An 18,854-nucleotide genomic window follows, 5' to 3' on the forward strand; every position below is an offset into this window, starting at 1 on the left:
CGCTCTATTCCAAAAACAGCTGATAGAAAATGACAGACTATAGAATCGATAAAAACTTCAAAAAGAATCAAAACAAAAAAGATTCTTAAATTTTTTATAGCCTATTGATATTACTTAAATTTGGTGAGCGCGCAGGGATTCGAACCCTGGACCTACTGATTAAAAGTCAGTTGCTCTACCAGCTGAGCTACGCGCTCTCACACAAGCTATCTAGTTTGCAGAAAGTGAAGGGAACATACGGTTGACTTTCCATTTGGTCAACACCTTTTGGAAAAAATATTATTATTTTCTTCAGTTATCAATAATTTTCCGTTTTCGCCCCTTTACTTCATCATTGTATAAGTACTCTTTAATCTTCTTTTTGAAGTTTCAATAAAGGAAAAATTTCACTGCAAAATATTGCATAGATTCGAAGCGTTAAAATTATGAGCAATACCCCCTTCCCCTCACATGGGTTGTTGAGCATAATGGGTAGAGAAGAAAAAATACCTTTTATTATAATATTATTTTTATATCTTTATATTTTAGTGTTTAATTTTCAAATATGAATACAGCTTTATAAGATAATATATTGATTTATAATAATTTATTATTTTTCACTTGAGTGAGAAGTCTCAAATACTGTAAGCTTATCTCATTTCAAATCTTTTTTATATTGAAACAATAAAAAGCATTTTCTTGACCAATATAAGTGAGAGAATAAAACTATAAAAAAGAAATGAAAATACCTTTTATGCCTCCTTTCAATAATCAAAATTTATCGTAACATTAGGGTTCATGAAAATAGTATATAGCAGTTGACACGTTAGACCTGAAAATGGAACAATGAGCAACAATGGCATTTTGAGAGTATAATTTTATTTATGCATAATGAATATATAACGAAAGCCAATTTATCCTATAGAATAAAGTAGATATGAAGCAAAATTTAGTCTCATTGAAAATATCCCGAATGACTATAAATTGTGCTCACTATTAGAGCTGTAGATAATTTTACTAAGAATAAAAAAGCAGAAATAATATGCAGTATGTAAAATGATTTTAAATACCCATAGAGAGTTCTAAATATATAGAATGCCTTCTATTTAACTTTTTTATATCAGAAATTACAAAACATGTAGATATATTTTTAGAAGAAAAGGATAATACTGGTCATAAAATTTGGTGTTAGATAATTCAGTCAGAACTATAAAATATTTTATACATTATTTAATATTAATGTAGCTATATAGTATATAAATAATAATTTAAATATATCTATAAATAAACATATTTCTTTATTAAACGATAAGATCAAAAACAAAGAAAATAATTTTGATTTGGCGATAAAAATTGTAAAAATGTTATATATACATGTATTTTTACTTTACTAATTTTTATTATTTTGATTGGAATATTGAATGTTAACATGTAAACAGTATGAGCTACTCTTGTTTATTCATAACCATATAAAAGAAACTGGTGTTCCTCCTTCTTTTGAAGAAATGAAAAATGCATTAGAACTTTCTTCAAAGTCTGGTATTCATAAGCTCATTATAGCCTTAGAACAAAGAGGTTTTATACGTCGTTTGCCCAATCGTGCTCGTGCTGTGGAGGTAATTCGACTTCCTGAGAAAATAACATTTAACCTTTCTTTAGCACGTAAAATTTCTCCCAGTATAATAGAAAGAAATAAAAGGGAAATATCAAAAAGCTTGAGTCCCTTTGATGAAGAAGAAAAAAAAAATATCACCATTCCTATTATGGGACGTATTTCTGCAAGCGTACCCGCCTCTGCTATACTGCAGCAAATAAACAGCCTTTCTCTTCCACTCGATATGGTTAATACAGGTGAGCACTACGCATTAGAAGTTAAAGATGATTCTATGATGGAGGCTGGTATCTTTGATAAAGATACGATCATTGTGAAACGTCAAAATACAGCAATAACAGGTGAAATTATTGTTGCGTTTATTGATAAAAAAGAAGCAACATTAAAACGTTATCGACGCAAAGGAGCTTCTATTGCATTAGAAGCTGCAAATCCTCATTATGAAGTACGGACATACGAATCCGAGCGTGTAGAAATACAAGGCAAACTTACCGGACTTATTCGCAAATATTAAAAAATAAACCTTATAGTACGCGATATATATCGCAATAAGAAGCTGTTGAGTATTTTTTTATTGTGCCACACGCAATTGACTTCTTCTCCACAGCCAAAGGATGCCCCCAATTCGGTTTATAAACAATCCAGATCCTTATCGAGCGGATTTCACTTTCCCTTCCCTCCATGTTCTTCACTTATGTCAAGGCTTGGCAAGTAAGCTTTAAAATATTCACCACGTACTTTGAAAAGAACTTGAATGCTTTTAAGAAAGCAGCCTTATATCCTCGTCCTCAATGATGGAATTTTGCGATATAATAAGACAAAATTGTATGCATGCATAAAAACACATAAAATTTTGTAGAAAAAAATCAAATAACTTTGTAACAGACTGTATTGCATAGGTATAAAAATAAAGAACATTATTTTTAAGTTAATAAAAACGTAACTGAATCATTCATAGTAATTGTAGGATCATCATGGTAGCACCTCGTATTAGTTTTGTCTCCCTCGGATGCCCAAAAGCACTCGTAGATTCTGAGCGAATTATTACACGCCTTCGCTCTGAAGGGTATGAAATTTCACGTCAACATCAAGGAGCTGATGTCGTTATTGTGAATACCTGTGGTTTTCTTGACTCGGCAAGGAAAGAATCATTAGCCAATATTGATGAAGCTCTTAAAAAAAATGGAAAAGTTATTGTAACAGGGTGTCTCGGTGCTGATCCTGATGCTATTCGCCAAACATATCCTAATGTATTGGCTATTACAAGACCGCAAGCTTATGAAAGCGTTATAGAAGCTGTTCATACAGCAATTCCTCCTGTTCATGATCCTTTTCTTGATTTAGTTCCTCCCCAAGGTATTCGTTTAACACCTCGCCATTACGCCTACTTAAAGATTTCTGAAGGATGCTCTAACCAGTGTAGTTTTTGTATCATCCCTACTCTGCGTGGTGATCTCACTTCACGTCCCATCAGCGATGTTCTTCGTGAAGCTGAAAAACTCGTGCAAGCGGGTGTAAAAGAACTTTTGGTTATTTCACAAGATACGAGTGCTTATGGTGTTGATCTTAAATATCTCGAAAATTCTTGGAAAGATCGTACAATCAAAACGAAATTCTTTGATCTTTGTCGCGAACTAGGCGATATGGGTATTTGGGTACGTATGCATTACGTTTATCCTTATCCCCATGTTGATGAAGTTATCGAACTTATGGCTGCAAAAAAAATTCTTCCTTATCTGGATATTCCTTTTCAGCATGCATCACCGGCTGTTTTGCGTCACATGAAGCGTCCCGCACTTATGGAAAAAACAAACCGTAGAATTGAAAAATGGCGGAAAATCTGTCCAGATCTTACTTTGCGATCAACATTTATTGTTGGTTTTCCTGGTGAAACGAATGAAGATTTTAATATTCTTCTAGAATGGCTAGAAGAAGCAAAAATTGAACGCGCTGGGTGCTTTAAATATGAAGAAGTAAAAGGAGCTGCCGCAAATGATTTGGGATTAGAAAATATTCCTGAAGAGGTAAAAGAAAACCGCTGGCATCGTTTTATGGCAAAACAACAACAAATTTCTACACATCTTTTAAAGAAAAAAATTGGAAAAAGACTCCAAGTTCTTATTGATGAAAGTCAAGGAAAAGTTGCCAAAGGACGGAGTCAGTACGATGCTCCAGAAATAGATGGTGTTGTCCATATATCATCACGACGCCCACTGCGTGTTGGTGAATTTGTCACCGTTAAAATCGAACAATCGGATGCCTATGACCTTTATGGTATAGCTGTTTAAAAATTTAACTCCTTCTCTGTCCTCAATGATGAAGATTTCTATCAGCATTGGTTTATAAAAAAGCGATTTTTCATAACAAGAACCGATCATGTAACTCACTTCATGAGAATTTACGAGCAATCCTTACTCTGAGTGTTTGCTATACACTCCCAAAATACCAAGCAGTTATATATTCTCTTAATTTAATGCCTTAAATGACGGTGACGGCGGCGCAACAGAATAAAATAAAATCCACAAGGTACACCATTTTTAATTAACAAAAGAGCAAATCGACAACCGTACTATTTTCCTATTTTTGATATTGCGACAGTCATTGGTTAGTGAAAGGAAACTTTTTTCAAGAGTGTTTTATGCACACAAGAATTTCCTTTGTGATATGCAAACGGATATTTTTTATGGAAGCAATATAAGAGAATTTGAAACAAAACAATCTGACGATATTTAAATGAAAAAAATAAATTATCATTATAAATAAGTATCTTATCTTAAACTCTTTAAACTTATTTTTAAAATATCTAATTTTTATTAACACGTTTTAAAATCAAAGAATTTCTTATCAAGCAAATGACTTGGGCGTACATTTGTTAAAGCGCGAATCATCGTATCTTTACGTCCTGGCATTTGTCTTTCTATATTTTTCAGCATTTCTTTCATTGCATTACGTTGTAATCCATCTTGACTACCGCAAAGATTACAAGGAATAATTGGAAATTGCATTTCTTGAGAAAATTTTTCCATATCTTCCTCAGCAGCATAAACAAGAGGACGTAATACAAAAAGATCTCCTTCATCATTTTTAAGTTTTCCAGGCATGGCAGCTAATCGGCCACCGTGAAACAAATTCATAAAAAATGTTTCTAAAACATCATCACGATGATGACCTAAAACTAATGCAGAACATCCCTCTTCACGTGCAATACGATAGAGATTACCACGTCGTAATCGAGAACAAAGTGAACAATATGTCTGCGACTCTGCCAATTTATCTGTAACAATGGAATAAGTATCCTGATATTCAATACGATATGGAATTTTATAAGAACTTAAAAAGTCTGGAAGAATATGCTTAGGAAATCCTGGGTGCCCTTGATCAAGATTACAGGCTAGAATTTCAACGGATAAAAGACCTCGCCACTTTAAGTCTAAAAGAAGCGCTAATAAACCATAAGAGTCTTTTCCACCCGATAAAGCAACAAGCCATTTTTTCCCTGTAGAGAGCATAGAAAAATCATCCAAAGCTTGTCGCATATGACGTAAAAGTCGTTTGCGCAATTTATTAAATTCTACGCTTGAAGGAGCAACACGAAACATTGGATGACAATTATCTGCTTCGCTTATTAAAGGATCATCTCTCCCTTTGTTTTCTTCTATTGCCTGATATTCAACTGAAACATCATTCATAATACCATATCCTGCACAATAAACGGCTCGTTTTGCAAAGATAAAAACAAATATTAAAGCAAGCTTACATTTATGTTTTTTGAATTTATAAATTAGATACACAAAAAAGAAATGGAACTATACAAATTTATGACTATAAAACATAGCAATAAACTTAATATAGAACCATTTACAAAAAGAACTTAATTTTGAAGTTATCATAATAGAAGAGAGAAACAATTTCTCTTACAGAAAAATTATCGAGAATAAAATTCAACAACCAGATTAGGTTCCATTTGCACAGCATAAGGAACATCTGCAAAAGCAGGAATACGTGTAAAGGTTGCTTTCATCTGTTTATGATCTGCTTCAATATAATCAGGGACATCACGTTCTGCCAATTGCACTGATTCTAACACTAAAACAAGTTGTTTCGATTTTTCCCGAACCTCAATAACATCACCGGGTTTACAACGATAAGATTGAATGTTTGTGCGCCGCCCATTGACATTAACATGACCGTGATTGATAAATTGGCGAGAAGCAAAAATCGTAGGTACGAATTTTGCACGATAAACAACAGCATCCAAACGTGATTCTAACAGACCGATAAGATTTTCGCCAGTATCGCCCCGTCGACGAGCTGCCTCTTCGTAGGTTTTATGAAATTGTTTTTCTGAAATATCTCCATAAAACCCTTTCAATTTCTGTTTAGCGCGCAACTGAACCCCATAGTCAGAAAGTTTTCCTTTACGACGCTGTCCATGCTGACCTGGACCATAATCACGACGATTGACAGGAGATTTTGGACGCCCCCAAATATTTTCTCCCATACGACGGTCAATTTTATACTTTGTTGTTTCACGTTTACTCATCGCATTTCCTTATAAAATAAAACACGAGATCTTAAGACCCCAAGGAAACGCGCCCTCCTCTGCCTTTAAATACTAAAGACTGACAGAACACCTTAACATATCAATATGCAAAGTTATCCACGGGACACGTCAATTAATGCTATTTTCTTGAAAAAATAGCTAGATCATCATTATTGGTCTCGTAACCCAAAGTCAACTCCTTTCATGAGTTTTAAGCCAAATCCTTTAAACAAATTCTCCGTTAAAGAAGTGATATTTTTCGATGTCAACAACGCAAAATCTTGATATTTCTTTATATATTGATGGTGTATCTTTCCCGACAATGGTAATAAAGATCTGATATGTTTGGCGATCGCTTTCGCCGGATCAATCCACTCAACGGACCATAAAGCATGTTCACGAAAGAAATTAATCAAAAAAGGATAATGTGTGCAGGCTAAAACAATAACATCCGTATATTGTCCATTTTTTTCCACAAAACATGGCAAGATTTCTTTTCTTAACTCTTCTGAATCGATAGATTTTCCCCGTAAATAATCTTCAGCAAGTCCAGCCAGCTTTTTACTTCCCACAAGCTGAACATGACACTGTCCAGCAAAAGAGTTAATTAATTCATTTGTATAAGCACGTTTAACTGTTCCAGGAGTCGCTAATACGGAAATAAAACCAGATTTTGTTTGTTCAGCAGCTGATTTAATTGCAGGAACTGTTCCTACAAAAGGGACATGAGGAAAATTCTGTCGTAAATCTGCTATCATCAGTGTAGAAACAGTGTTGCAAGCAATTACACATAAAGCTGGATTGTAACGTGTTAAAAGATTTGTAAAAATCTTCAAAATACGCTCTTTCAAAATATTTTCTTTCCAATTTCCATAAGGAAATCCTGCATCATCAGCAACATAGATAAATTGCATGTCAGGGATAAGAATACGCGCCTCCCTGAACACTGTTAAACCACCAATACCGCTATCAAAAAAAAGAACAGGTCGTTCATCCATTAGTTTTCACACTTATTTTTAACTTTTTTACGATCACGCTCTTCCGGTGCTCTACTCCCCCGTGGATATTGTGGCGAAAAATGATCCAAAGAAGATATAATGCCTCGCAATAAACGAACCTCAGGTTCACTAAAGTTAGCGCGCGTAAAAACAGAGCGCAAATTTGCAAGCATTACTTCTTTACGTTCTGGTGGTCTAAAATACCCACGGATATTCAAAGCCTCTTCTAACTGAGATAAAAAACCATGGAATATTGTTTTATTTGCAGGTTCCATCTCTGCTGCACGAAATGCCGTATCGCTGACATTCTCTAAACCAGCTTTCATCCATTCGTAAGACATTAAAAGAACCGCTTGCGCAATATTAAGTGACGCAAAAGCAGGATTAACTGGAAAAGTAATAATTTCATCAACAAGGCTGATTTCATCATTTTCTAGTCCCCATCTCTCTCTTCCAAAGACAATCCCGGTCTTATGTCCGATACTTTCACGCTGACGTAATACGCTTGCTGCTTCGACAGCACTTTTTACAGTTTTAAATCCACATCTTTCACGTGCTGTTGTGGCAAAAACATAGTGTAAATCTGCAATTGAATCACGCAATGTGTTAAAAATCACAGCATTGTTAATGACATGATCAGCTTTACTCGCAGCAGCTCTAGCTTTTTCATTTGGAAACATCTCTCGAGGATTGACTAATCGAAGCTTAGAAAGCCCAAAATTTGCCATTGCCCTTGCGACCATACCAATGTTTTCAGGAAGCTGCGGTTCAACTAAAATAATAATGGGACCATTTGTTAAATTTTCACGATTCCTATTCGTTCCTGCCATCAATTTTACCTAGTTTCACTTAAACTATCTCCCTCTCCACTATTTTTACGAAACCTTTTTCACAATACTCTAATGCTGTTTAATAATAAATTATAGATAATCTATCTTTTCATTCAAAGATAATAGTTTCTAAACCTAATAATAAATTTTAAAAGCCATTAAAGTGAACGATGGAATTTATAACAATTTATATAAGATATCGTAGCGTTTTTTACATCAATTTTATCTTTTTTAATAGGGAACAGCCCCTATAAATCATAATCTCAGTTGAATTATGAAATCATAAATCCTAAAAAAGGGATATGCACTTTATTCCCAAACTTTTTCCTGCAAAGCTTATCCGTCGTTATAAACGTTTCCTTGCGGATGTTCAACAAGATGATCAGCATGTCCTCACCGTGTCTGTACCTAATACAGGATCAATGCTTGGATTAACAGCTTTCAACACCAATATTTGGCTTTCTTATCATAACAACATCAAACGAAAATATGCCTATCAATTAGAAATTATTGAAGCCGATAATACTTTGGTTGGTATTAATACTTCTTTACCCAATAAACTTGCGTTAGAAGCAATTCAAAACGGATTACTACCAGAATTAAATGGATATAAAACAATTTTAAAAGAACAACGCTATGGGACACAATCACGAATTGACTTTCTTTTACGTGATGACATTCTTCCTGATTGTTACCTAGAAGTCAAAAATGTTCATTTTATTCGTCAGAAAGGATTAGCAGAATTTCCTGATAGCGAAACAAAACGTGGTGCACGTCACCTTGATGAGCTCATAGGAGTTGTACAACAAGGAAAACGAGCTGCTATGCTTTATATTATTCAACGAGAAGATTGCTCAGCTTTTACAATTTGTCATGATCTTGATCCACTCTATGGACGTAAGTTTGATTTAGCATTAAAATCAGGAGTAGAATGTTATGCTGTAAAGTGTCATGTAAGTGTAGAAGGCATTTTTCCGATTCAGAGAGTAAAAATAGAAAATAGAAGAAACAATGACTGAGTATATCGAATATAATAAAATCCCTTTAAAATTTAATGGAAAAATCCGCATTTTCGATGATTATGCTTTTGCTAAAATGCGTGAAGTTGGTCGTATTGCTGCAGAATGCCTTGATGCGCTTACAGATATTATTAAGCCGGGCGTTACTACGCAAGAAATAGATGATTTTGTATTTATTTTTGGAGCTAAGCGAGGAGCACTTCCTGCTGATCTAAATTATCATGGATACAGCCATTCATGCTGTACATCTATCAATCACGTTGTCTGCCATGGCATTCCCAATAAAAGACCTTTGCAAGAAGGTGATATTGTAAATGTTGATGTAACCTTTATCCTTGATGGTTGGCATGGGGATTCAAGCCGAATGTATCCTGTTGGAAAAATTAGGCGTGCCGCAGAACGCTTGCTAAAAATAACCTATGAAAGTCTTATGCAAGGAATCGCTGTCGTTAAGCCTGGAGCAACGACAGGTGATATTGGGGCAGCCATTCAACAGTATGCAGAATCTGAACGCTGTTCAATTGTGAGAGATTTTTGCGGACATGGTATCGGCCAGCTTTTTCATGATGCTCCCAATATTCTCCATTATGGAAATCCTGGAGAAGGAGTTGAATTAAAACAAGGTATGATGTTTACAATTGAGCCTATGATTAACCTTGGTAAACCACAAGTTAAGATTTTATCTGACGGTTGGACTGCTGTTACCCGTGACCGCTCTCTGACAGCACAATATGAACATACAATTGGTGTTACAAATGAAGGGTATGAAATATTTACACAATCTCCTAAAAATATTTTTTATATTCCAAATTCCCATACCTAACGCAATGTAGAGATGTTATGGCTAAAAAATTAAATCAAAAGGAAGATACTCAAAGTAATCACTTTGCATTAACATCGAGTTCTCCACTCACCCCAGTATCAGAAAGAAAAAGTGAAGAGCCTCAGAAAAACGCACAGCTTCATAAACATTATCAAGGCCATCGTGAACGTCTTCGGAAGCGCTATTTAAAGTCAAAAGGAAATGCAATTGAAGATTATGAATATCTTGAATTATTGCTTTTTCGCACAATACCCCGTGCAAACACAAAACCCATAGCTAAAAATTTGATAGCGCGTTTTGGTTCATTAGCTGATGTGTTGGGAGCGGATATTCACCGACTTCAAGAAATTCCAGGATGTGGTCCCGCCACTGCAGTTGATTTAAAAATTATTTCAGATGTTGCTGGACGTCTTGCTCGTGCGCAATTGTTTAAGCGCGATATTTTTTCATCATGGGATAAAGTGTTAGCGTATTGTAAAGCTGTTATGGCTCACGAAACACGTGAACAGTTTCGTATTTTGTTTCTTGATAAGAAAAACGGCTTACTTGCTGATGAGGTGCAACAAACTGGAACCATTGATCATACCCCTGTTTATCCTCGTGAAGTTATTTCTCGAGCTTTAGAGTTATCCGCATCAGGACTTATCTTAGTCCACAATCACCCTTCTGGCGATTCCACCCCCTCTAATGCAGATATAACAATGACATATAGATTAAAAGATGCAGCAAATGCATTAGGCATTATTATCCATGACCATCTTATTATTGCACGAAATAACCATACGAGTTTTAAAGCGTTAAAACTTATATAAATCTTATGGGATAAAAAAGACTTCATTCAACTATGAATAACGAATCAATTTTCTAAATCAATATCTAATATAGCCATTGAGAAATTATAGGAGAGCTCATCTTCATCTTCATCTCGATAGATAATGCCTAAAAACTCATCTCCCATATAAACCTCACAAGAATCACTCTTTTTAGGCCGTGCTCTGACTTGCAATGCTGAGTTTTGGAATATATTTCTAAAATAATTATCAAGTTTTTTTATTTCATCAGCATTCACTATGCTCTCCTGTTTTTTTGAAACGATTAAAATAATTGCGTGTCGTGCAAATAAGACACTCTTATGATTCTGTAAAGTCAGTAAAAAAGCATAATCTGAATATTTACTTAATATTACATATATTCACAACGTTCTTTATACATTCATAAAGAACGTTTACAAAAGGAGTCTATCATTATTAAATATACCCGTATAGATTAAAAAATGGCAAAAAAAAACTGTATATTTTTAATAATTTTACTTTATCTCCAATTTTAGCATCTGTATTTAAAATGCATATTCGTAAGAATAAATTGATCAATAATTTATAATTTTGTTTATTTTATAAAAAATACAAATAAAAATATTTTTTTATTTAAAACTACATTTTTTAGCAAAAAATATTTATTACATCATTCGAAAATAATTCTTTTTAATAACCTTTAAAGTATAATTATCTAATCTTAGAAGAATTACCTCTCTGGAAAATATACAAAATAAGCTAATAAGAGTTTATTTTTCTTTTCATTTTTTATAAAAACTTACGTCATAACAGAAAGATTTTTTAATAAGCTTTTTTCAATTTATACGAAATAAAAATATTGGGTATTTCTGTAAATTCTAAAAGCTATGAAGAGTTCTTATTTTATAGGATAACGAGAAAGAAAATCGATAACGCCTTTTTTATAAACTTTATCGCCTACAGCAAGCATATGATCTCGATCAGGAATTGATAAAGCTTCACCACAAGGCAACAAGGCTGCCAATGGCTCTGCATCACCGCCAATTTCATCTAATGAACCAACGGCAACAAGTGCTGGTTGTTTGATTTTGTAAACTTCAGACGCCGTTAACTCCTGTTTTGATGTAATGATACAAGCAGCAAGAGCACGCCTATCGCTTTTCGTTTGATCTGCAAATTTACGGAACATTAAACCGCGCGTATTGGTAATAGTGGAAATATCTTCTGCTAAAAGGGCCTCAGCAACGGGCTCCCAATTTCCTGCTCCCGTCACCATACCAATACCTAAACCACCAAAAATAACACTGTGTACATATGTTGGATGCAAAAGAGCCATGAAAGCACTAATACGAGCCCCCATAGAATATCCCATAACATGGGCTTTAGATAACTCTAAATGCTGCAGTAACTTTACTGCGTCGCCAGCCATAGCTTGAGGTGTATAAAAGATAGGATCATAACTTTTAACTGAATCTCCGTGACCGCGATTATCAAGAGCAATAACACGATATCCTGCTTCCGTGAGAATACGAAACCAACCTGTTGCATACCAATTCACCCGTGCAGAAGATCCAAAACCATGGATCAACAAAACAGGAGCGCCTTGTCCTTCTTCTCGATAAGCAAATCGCAAACCATTATATTCAAAAAAACGAATATCTTCAGCGGTCATTTTTTATTGCACTTTCCACAAAGTACAGGATGAATAACACGTTGTCCTTTTTGTATCTGTTTTTCAGAAACTTCACCAGCATTAATTTCAAGTGCAAAAGCTGCAGGAACTTCTGATGAAATGGTATTTGTTGAAAATGGAGAAGTATTTTCAATAATCGATACAATAATTCCCTCAGAGTTTAAGAAAATCATATCTAAAGGTAAAGGCGTATTTGCCATCCACATAAAAATTTTCTGCTCATCTCCCGATGGATAACTTTTTAGCTGCTTAAAGAGCATTGCACGATCGCGTGGAAAATCAGTTCGATACATTAAACCAGCTGCCGCTTGAGATGGCGTAAAAGCAATCTCTACCTTATAAAAAACCGGACCTTGCTTTGTATGTATTTCTAAAGGAATCGGATGCACAGGAATCTCTATGGGCTCCTTTGCTACAACAACACGCATATCTAACATAAAAAGCATCACCAATAAAACAATATACCCCTTTTTAAAAGGCTTTAACATTCTTGTCTCCACCACAGAAAAATTTTAAATTTTGTTTCTAAAATAAAAAGTACCAGAGTTTAAAAGTCAAAAAAAAGAGGATTGCTTCCTTGTTATTTTCTAGTTTTTTTCAACGTAATATGCGAAATTTTCTTCATTTGGTTTATGGATTAACGAGAGCCATATTTTCTTTAAAAATCTACCTCTATAGCAATTTACGGAATAACCATCTTTAAAAATATAGAAAACACACTGATTTCACTCGTGAAATTCAATGCGTAGCTAAAGGAATGCCTATGTCCGGATAAATCTCTGCTGTCATTAAACCTTTTTCTCCTTTACCAAAACGTACAAGAACAACTTGGCCGGAACGAAGCTCTGCTAAACCAAAACGGCGCAATGTTTCCATATGAATAAAAATATCTTCTGTTCCTTGCCCTCGGCTAAGAAAACCGTATCCTTTGTCACGATTAAACCATTTAACAATTGCTCGTTCTAGTCCACTTTCTGGAGTAACAACAACATGGGTACGGGCAGGAACTTCTGATGGATGAATTGCTGAAGAACAATCTATGGATTTCACCTGAACGCACTTTAACCCTCGTTCAGTTTTTTCCACAGCACAAATGACTTTAGCTCCCTCTAAAGCTGTTTGAAAACCATCCCTTCGCATTACCGTAACATGCAATAATATATCTGGAAAATGAGGTAAATCAGGTACAATAAATCCATACCCCTTACTACCATCAAACCACTTAATGACACCACTGATTTCGATAATCTCCCCACAAGCACCTATACTATCCTCAGATGGGGAACAATCCTTTAATGCATCCTTACTCGTCATAATAACGTGATCCTGTAGCTTGTAAATTGTACGATATTGATTCTCTAGGTTTAAGTAAACATTGCTCTTGTATCAACACGCAAGCCCCAAGATAAGATTTCCCCACATTGTCGTATCTTCTATGTTAATGTCAGAGAATATCAACATGAATATTTATAAAACTATTTGATTGTACACTTTACATACCTTACAAGGAGTGCCCTACAAAAGAGGTCATATAAAAGTTTTTTTACATAATGATATTTTGATTAATGTGTAACTTGCATGATGAAGAAGTTCAATATAAGGTGAAAAAACGACAATTCAATTAAGGAAAATGCGCAATGCAATTGAAGAAAATCCTTACGATAATCGCAGCATTTATGGCATTTACAGCAAATGTTTATGCGAGTGAACCTATTAAGATTGGTGTTTATCTTCCATTAAGTGGTCAAAATGCATTTGGAGGTCAGCTTGAAATTAGAGGTATAGAATTAGCCCATAAAAAAGTTCCAGAAATTTTAGGACGTAAAGTGGAACTTGTTATTATTGATAATAAATCTGATAAAGTAGAAGCGGCTAATGCTGTTATGCGTTTAACAGCAAGTGAAAAAGTGAGTGGAATCATTGGTAGCTATGGTTCTTCACTTTCGTTAGCAGGTGGTGAAATATCTGAAAAGGCAAAGACTCCAACCATTGCAACGTCCTCAACAAGTCCCCTTGTTACACAGGGTAAAAAATATTACTTTCGTGCTTGCTTTATTGATTCCTATCAAGGAGTAGGAATCGCAACTTATGTAAGCCAAACTTTACACGCAAAAAAGGCTGCTATCCTTAAAGATATTTCAAGCGATTATGCTATTGGTCTTGCAAGTTATTTTACGCGTGCTTTCAAAAAATTAGGTGGTGAAGTTATCTCAAATTTAAATTATAATTCTGGGGATCAGGACTTTTCAGCTGTTCTCACGCAAATTATCGCCCAGAAACCTGATATCTTATTCATTCCATCTTACTTTTCTGAAGGTGCTATCATCATGAAACAAGCACGAGAATTAGGGGCTAAGTTTCAAATTATGGGTGGAGATGCTATGGATAATCCAGAAACCATTACGATTGCAGGAAAAGCTGCAGAAGGTTTCTTACATACGACACTTCCCTATAGTGAGGATATGCCAAATATGTCAGTAGCTGCGCAAGAATTCACAAAAGAATGGAAAAAAGCTTACCCAGACAAAGAGCCAAATATCAATTCTGTTTTGGGATACACGAGTTATATGATGTTCATGAAGGCTATTGAAAATGCTGGTAGCACTGATCGTGAAAAAATTACTATCGCACTTAGCCAATTAAAAGATTTTCCTACCCCCTTTGGGGATATGTCAATGGATGAAAATCATAACCCTAAAATTCCTATTGGTATCATTAAAATACAGGATGGAAAACGTGTTTATTTAGAAGAAGTTAAACCTGCTTTTTAATTAAAAAGTTTTACTTACTAAAATGCAAGAATTGGTTGAGGATTTTTTTCTCAACCAAATTTAGAAATTTCTTATTGTCCTATGTAAATTAACAAATGTGGAAGGATGAGAGATGAGCACTGAAATGTTCATCCAGTACTTTTTTAATGCACTGGCATTGGGATCTCTTTATGGGCTTATTGCTATTGGCTACACCATGGTCTACGGTATACTGAGACTCATTAATTTTGCTCACGGTGATATCTTTATGCTGGGAGCATATTTTGTTTTCTTTTCCACAATTGGCTTTATGCCTGCTTGGGCAGCTTTTCTTCTTTTGTTCCTTGCTGCTCTTGTTTATTATTCGGTCTTTATAGGCTTTAAAAGGCGTCCTCCAATTTATTGGATTGCTGCTTTTTTAATTCTTGCGCTAGGATTTGTTTATTATTTTAAAATTTCCCCGCAAGACTTTACACCGATTTGGGTTTTAGCTCTTTGTTTTTCCATTTTTATTACAAGTGCTGTGGGTGTTGCTGTTGATCAATTTGCTTATAAACCTCTACGCCATGCTCCGCGTATTTCGGCACTTATCGGTGCAATTGGTGTTTCTTTTTTTATTGAAAACCTTGCTACTGTACTCTTTAGTGGTGTTCCGAAAGGTGTACAACAGCCAGACTTTCTTGTAACACCATTTTTATGGCATCTAGGATCAGGAGCAGATGGTATCATCAGAATTGCTCCCATGTCTCTGATCGTTCCCTTTGTGTCATTAATTCTTATTTTATTACTATTATGGATTATCCATAAAACAAAACCGGGTCTTGCTATGCGCGCAATCTCCCATGATATTGAAACAACACGTTTGATGGGTGTGTCTGTCAATAAAGTTATTGCGTTTACATTTGGAATAGGCTCAGCTCTTGCCGCCATAGCAGGCATTATGTGGTCTTTACGTTATCCTCAAATTCAGCCTTATATGGGTGTTCTTCCTGGTCTCAAAGCATTTATTGCTGCTGTTATCGGAGGTATTGGTTCGATACCAGGAGCAATGTTGGGAGGATTGTTATTAGGGTTTATTGAAATTATGATTATCGCATTTTTCCCCGCGCTATCTGGATATCGAGATGCCTTCGCTTTCATTTTATTGATTCTGATTCTATTGATATTGCCCACAGGATTAATGGGTAAAAGAAATCAGGAGAAAATCTAATGGCAAAGTCAGCGACAACTGTTTTATCGTGTATAAGTGTTTTAGTTCTCATAGGTTTTTTATTTTATGCTGATAGCCATTTTAATGACTATACGCTTCGTATCATCAATCTGATTGCTATTAATGCGATATTGGCAATTTCGCTTAATTTGATTTACGGTTTCACAGGTATGTTTTCTCTTGGACATGCTGGATTTATGGCTATTGGTGCTTATGTTTGCGCAATTTTACTTCTTTCCCCTGAACAAAAAGAAATGATGTGGATTCTTGAGCCTATTGCTGAACCATTATATCATTTGCAGTTACCTTTTTTTATCGCTGTTGTCGTAAGTGGTTTGTGTGCTGCTGTTGTAGGTTTATTAATTGCTTTACCAATATTGCGTCTTGGTGGCGATTATCTTGGAATTGCAACATTAGGTTTTGCGGAAATTATTCGCATTGTCATTACGAACGCAACATCGCTCACAAATGGCTCTTTGGGAATCAAAGGAATACCTCAAAATGCAACATTATGGTGGAACTATGGTTGGCTAGCATTTACAGTTCTCTTTATTGTCCTCTTACTGCAGAGTAATACTGGTAACGTATTACGTGCTATTCGTGATGATGAAATAGCTGCGAAAACTATGGGAATTAATGCTTTTTTCTACCGTAGTTTTTCCTTTACTGTTGGAGCATTTTTTGCAGGTATAGGTGGCGCATTAATGGCGGCTCTTATTTCAACCATTGATCCAAAAATGTTTAATTTTCTTCTGACTTTTAATATTTTAATGATTGTTGTTGCTGGTGGTCTCGGTTCAATTACAGGGAGCATTATTGGCAGCATTATTATTACAGTCATGCTTGAATGGCTTCGTATTATTGAAAGTCCATTTGACTTAGGTTTTATACATATTCCAGAAACCCCAGGGCTTCGTATGGTTGTTTTTTCTCTTTTATTGCTGGTAATTATCTTGTTTTGGAGAAAAGGGTTAATGGGACAACGAGAATTTTCATGGAATGGAATTTATAGCTTTTTGACACGCAAAAAGCTTTCTAATACTGAGGGAAAGCTATGAACGACAATATCCTTTCACTCAATAATATTGTAATGCGTTTTGGCGGATTAGTTGCTGTAAATAATGTTAATATGGCAATTAAACGAGGAAGTATTACTGGATTAATTGGTCCCAATGGTGCTGGAAAAACAACAGTTTTCAATATGATTTCTGGATTTTATGCTCCTACAAGCGGCATCATTCTTTTTGATGAGAAAAAAATTTCTGGAGCGTCTCCTTATATTATCTGTAGAAGCCATATTGCCAGAACATTTCAAAATATTCGTCTTTTCTCAGGGTTAACGGTTTTGCAGAATGTTATGGTAGGAGCGCATGTTCGACAAAAATATCCTTGGTTTTCTTCAGCTCTCTTTTTTTCAAAAGCAATAAAAGAAAAGAAGGAAGTTTATAAAAATTCCTTGGAGCTCCTTGAACAGCTACAACTTGATCATCTTGCCAATCAATCGGCAACAGCTTTACCTTATGGTGTGCAACGACGTCTAGAAATTGCACGTGCGTTAGCCACAAAGCCCAAATTGCTTCTTCTTGATGAACCTGTTGCTGGCATGAATCCACAAGAAAGTGAAGATCTTAGAAAATTCATAGCAAAAGTGCAAAAAGACTTTGATCTTACAATTCTTCTTATTGAGCACGATATGAAAGTGGTTATGGGGCTTTGCCAACATATTTTGGTTATGGAATATGGCTGTTGCATTGCCAGTGGTACACCAGATGAAATTCGTAATAACCCTAAAGTTATTGAAGCTTATCTTGGCGGAGATGTTTATGGATATTCTTAAAATAAAAAATCTTTACGTTCATTATGGCGCCATTAAAGCTGTCCAAAATCTTTCTATGTCCATAAAGCGGGGCAGTATTGTCACTTTAATTGGAGCCAATGGTGCAGGAAAAAGCAGTATTGTACGTTCTATTACAGGGCTTAATCGCTCTGTTTATGGAGAAATTACCTATAATGGCAAATCTATTATTAAAAAATCACCAGAAGAGATTTTGCGATTAGGGATTGCTTTAAGCCCTGAAGGACGACGTATCATGCCCCATCTCACTGTTTTAGAGAATCTTCATCTAGGCGCTTATATTCGTCACGATAAGCAGGGAATTTCCCGTGATATTGAATGGATATTTGACCTTTTTCCGCGCCTACGTGAAAGAGCAAAACAGTTGGGAGGAACAATGTCAGGTGGTGAACAACAGATGGTTGCTGTGGGCCGTGCACTCATGAGCAATCCTGATATGGTCATATTAGATGAACCCTCGTTGGGGTTAGCACCACTTCTCGTTCGAGAAATTTTTTCGATTATTCGAAAAATTAATGATATGGGGAAAACTGTTCTTCTTATTGAACAAAATGCATTTGCTGCACTTTCCATAGCTGACTATGCTTATATTTTAGAGGTAGGACATATTTTATTTCACGGTGAAGGAAAAACTATGCTCTCTGATTCGCGTGTTAAAGAAGCCTATCTTGGTGGGTAAGACTACGAATTAAGGAAATAGAGCTCATTCCCTCCACCATTTAAAAGAGCATTTCTCATTAAGGATGAGAAA

17 protein-coding genes, 1 tRNA gene and 1 pseudogene are annotated in these 18,854 nt (G+C 35.2%); 10 read left to right on the plus strand and 9 right to left on the minus strand.

Annotation, left to right across the window (positions count from 1 at the left end):
* Positions 1-121: 121 nt before the first annotated feature.
* Positions 122-197: transfer RNA gene (locus tag ACFIMI_RS05030), tRNA-Lys, on the minus strand.
* A gap of 1,203 nt (positions 198-1,400) precedes the next feature.
* On the opposite strand from ACFIMI_RS05030, the gene lexA reads away from it, so the two are divergent.
* A complete protein-coding gene (lexA, locus tag ACFIMI_RS05035; RefSeq protein WP_273791042.1) occupies positions 1,401-2,105 on the plus strand; it encodes a transcriptional repressor LexA in 705 nt (234 codons plus the stop codon).
* A 460-nt stretch (positions 2,106-2,565) separates the two neighbouring features.
* The gene (gene rimO / locus ACFIMI_RS05040; RefSeq protein WP_375613421.1) at positions 2,566-3,879 is read left to right on the plus strand and encodes a 30S ribosomal protein S12 methylthiotransferase RimO; all 1,314 of its coding nucleotides are present in this window, start codon (positions 2,566-2,568) and stop codon (positions 3,877-3,879) included.
* A 525-nt stretch (positions 3,880-4,404) separates the two neighbouring features.
* Here the strand turns inward: rimO and ttcA are convergent.
* From ttcA to ACFIMI_RS05060, 4 genes and pseudogenes are all read right to left on the minus strand, one after another.
* Positions 4,405-5,280 (minus strand): tRNA 2-thiocytidine(32) synthetase TtcA, encoded by an 876-nt coding sequence (gene ttcA / locus ACFIMI_RS05045; RefSeq protein ID WP_375628128.1) that lies wholly within the window; start codon positions 5,278-5,280, stop codon positions 4,405-4,407.
* 236 nt (positions 5,281-5,516) lie between these two features.
* Positions 5,517-6,134 carry a 30S ribosomal protein S4 gene (gene rpsD, locus ACFIMI_RS05050; RefSeq protein WP_273722651.1) on the minus strand — a complete coding sequence of 206 codons (618 nt, stop codon included), beginning with the start codon at positions 6,132-6,134 and terminating at the stop codon, positions 5,517-5,519.
* A 170-nt stretch (positions 6,135-6,304) separates the two neighbouring features.
* The gene (gene murI, locus ACFIMI_RS05055) at positions 6,305-7,132 is read right to left on the minus strand and encodes a glutamate racemase (protein WP_375611921.1); all 828 of its coding nucleotides are present in this window, start codon (positions 7,130-7,132) and stop codon (positions 6,305-6,307) included.
* Positions 7,125-7,962, minus strand: a pseudogene (locus ACFIMI_RS05060) (RNA methyltransferase). The gene murI and the pseudogene ACFIMI_RS05060 overlap by 8 nt, the downstream one beginning before the upstream one ends.
* A 302-nt stretch (positions 7,963-8,264) precedes the next feature.
* On the opposite strand from ACFIMI_RS05060, the gene sfsA reads away from it, so the two are divergent.
* The 3 genes from sfsA to radC are packed head-to-tail and all read left to right on the plus strand — an operon-like array spanning position 8,265 to position 10,616.
* Positions 8,265-8,981 (plus strand): DNA/RNA nuclease SfsA, encoded by a 717-nt coding sequence (gene sfsA, locus ACFIMI_RS05065; protein ID WP_375611922.1) that lies wholly within the window; start codon positions 8,265-8,267, stop codon positions 8,979-8,981.
* Positions 8,974-9,804 (plus strand): type I methionyl aminopeptidase, encoded by an 831-nt coding sequence (gene map / locus ACFIMI_RS05070; RefSeq protein WP_375611923.1) that lies wholly within the window; start codon positions 8,974-8,976, stop codon positions 9,802-9,804. The genes sfsA and map overlap by 8 nt, the downstream gene beginning before the upstream one ends.
* A 17-nt stretch (positions 9,805-9,821) precedes the next feature.
* Positions 9,822-10,616, plus strand: coding sequence for a DNA repair protein RadC (gene radC / locus ACFIMI_RS05075; RefSeq protein WP_375613419.1), 795 nt, complete (start codon positions 9,822-9,824; stop codon positions 10,614-10,616).
* A gap of 44 nt (positions 10,617-10,660) precedes the next feature.
* Here radC and ACFIMI_RS05080 read toward each other — a convergent pair whose 3' ends face one another.
* From ACFIMI_RS05080 to ACFIMI_RS05095, 4 genes are all read right to left on the minus strand, one after another.
* Complete coding sequence (locus ACFIMI_RS05080; protein WP_375611925.1) at positions 10,661-10,873, minus strand: DUF3126 family protein; 213 nt, start codon at positions 10,871-10,873, stop codon at positions 10,661-10,663.
* Between the two features lie 620 nt (positions 10,874-11,493).
* Complete coding sequence (locus ACFIMI_RS05085; RefSeq protein WP_375613418.1) at positions 11,494-12,267, minus strand: alpha/beta fold hydrolase; 774 nt, start codon at positions 12,265-12,267, stop codon at positions 11,494-11,496.
* A complete protein-coding gene (locus ACFIMI_RS05090) occupies positions 12,264-12,776 on the minus strand; it encodes a DUF192 domain-containing protein (RefSeq protein ID WP_375613417.1) in 513 nt (170 codons plus the stop codon). The genes ACFIMI_RS05085 and ACFIMI_RS05090 overlap by 4 nt, the downstream gene beginning before the upstream one ends.
* Before the next feature lie 250 nt (positions 12,777-13,026).
* The gene (locus ACFIMI_RS05095; RefSeq protein ID WP_273791031.1) at positions 13,027-13,602 is read right to left on the minus strand and encodes a cold-shock protein; all 576 of its coding nucleotides are present in this window, start codon (positions 13,600-13,602) and stop codon (positions 13,027-13,029) included.
* A gap of 323 nt (positions 13,603-13,925) precedes the next feature.
* Between ACFIMI_RS05095 and ACFIMI_RS05100 the strand changes: the two genes are divergently transcribed.
* From ACFIMI_RS05100 to ACFIMI_RS05120, 5 genes are all read left to right on the plus strand, one after another.
* A complete protein-coding gene (locus ACFIMI_RS05100) occupies positions 13,926-15,059 on the plus strand; it encodes an ABC transporter substrate-binding protein (protein WP_273791030.1) in 1,134 nt (377 codons plus the stop codon).
* Positions 15,060-15,171: 112 nt separating this feature from the next.
* A complete protein-coding gene (locus ACFIMI_RS05105; RefSeq protein WP_375611928.1) occupies positions 15,172-16,248 on the plus strand; it encodes a branched-chain amino acid ABC transporter permease in 1,077 nt (358 codons plus the stop codon).
* Entirely contained in the window at positions 16,248-17,306 is a 1,059-nt protein-coding gene (locus ACFIMI_RS05110) for a branched-chain amino acid ABC transporter permease (RefSeq protein ID WP_375613416.1), read from the plus strand. Before ACFIMI_RS05105 ends, ACFIMI_RS05110 begins: the two co-directional genes overlap by 1 nt.
* Positions 17,303-18,085, plus strand: a complete 783-nt coding sequence (locus tag ACFIMI_RS05115; RefSeq protein WP_375611930.1) for an ABC transporter ATP-binding protein — start codon at positions 17,303-17,305, stop codon at positions 18,083-18,085. The genes ACFIMI_RS05110 and ACFIMI_RS05115 overlap by 4 nt, the downstream gene beginning before the upstream one ends.
* Complete coding sequence (locus tag ACFIMI_RS05120; RefSeq protein ID WP_273791026.1) at positions 18,072-18,782, plus strand: ABC transporter ATP-binding protein; 711 nt, start codon at positions 18,072-18,074, stop codon at positions 18,780-18,782. Before ACFIMI_RS05115 ends, ACFIMI_RS05120 begins: the two co-directional genes overlap by 14 nt.
* Positions 18,783-18,854: the final 72 nt, after the last annotated feature.

This window comes from Bartonella sp. AP4SXKL (assembly GCF_042195845.1).
GTDB lineage: Bacteria > Pseudomonadota > Alphaproteobacteria > Rhizobiales > Rhizobiaceae > Bartonella.

Coding starts and splice junctions, on each gene's coding strand:
- rimO (WP_375613421.1), top strand. CDS start 2,566: ATGGTAGCACCTCGTATTAGTTTTGTCTCCCTCGGATGCCCAAAAGCA.
- rpsD (WP_273722651.1), bottom strand. CDS start 6,134: ATGAGTAAACGTGAAACAACAAAGTATAAAATTGACCGTCGTATGGGA.
- ACFIMI_RS05085 (WP_375613418.1), bottom strand. CDS start 12,267: ATGACCGCTGAAGATATTCGTTTTTTTGAATATAATGGTTTGCGATTT.
- ACFIMI_RS05090 (WP_375613417.1), bottom strand. CDS start 12,776: ATGTTAAAGCCTTTTAAAAAGGGGTATATTGTTTTATTGGTGATGCTT.
- ACFIMI_RS05120 (WP_273791026.1), top strand. CDS start 18,072: ATGGATATTCTTAAAATAAAAAATCTTTACGTTCATTATGGCGCCATT.
- ACFIMI_RS05095 (WP_273791031.1), bottom strand. CDS start 13,602: ATGACGAGTAAGGATGCATTAAAGGATTGTTCCCCATCTGAGGATAGT.
- ACFIMI_RS05100 (WP_273791030.1), top strand. CDS start 13,926: ATGCAATTGAAGAAAATCCTTACGATAATCGCAGCATTTATGGCATTT.
- ACFIMI_RS05105 (WP_375611928.1), top strand. CDS start 15,172: ATGAGCACTGAAATGTTCATCCAGTACTTTTTTAATGCACTGGCATTG.
- ACFIMI_RS05115 (WP_375611930.1), top strand. CDS start 17,303: ATGAACGACAATATCCTTTCACTCAATAATATTGTAATGCGTTTTGGC.
- sfsA (WP_375611922.1), top strand. CDS start 8,265: ATGCACTTTATTCCCAAACTTTTTCCTGCAAAGCTTATCCGTCGTTAT.
- lexA (WP_273791042.1), top strand. CDS start 1,401: ATGTTAACATGTAAACAGTATGAGCTACTCTTGTTTATTCATAACCAT.
- murI (WP_375611921.1), bottom strand. CDS start 7,132: ATGGATGAACGACCTGTTCTTTTTTTTGATAGCGGTATTGGTGGTTTA.
- ACFIMI_RS05110 (WP_375613416.1), top strand. CDS start 16,248: ATGGCAAAGTCAGCGACAACTGTTTTATCGTGTATAAGTGTTTTAGTT.
- ttcA (WP_375628128.1), bottom strand. CDS start 5,280: ATGAATGATGTTTCAGTTGAATATCAGGCAATAGAAGAAAACAAAGGG.
- map (WP_375611923.1), top strand. CDS start 8,974: ATGACTGAGTATATCGAATATAATAAAATCCCTTTAAAATTTAATGGA.
- radC (WP_375613419.1), top strand. CDS start 9,822: ATGGCTAAAAAATTAAATCAAAAGGAAGATACTCAAAGTAATCACTTT.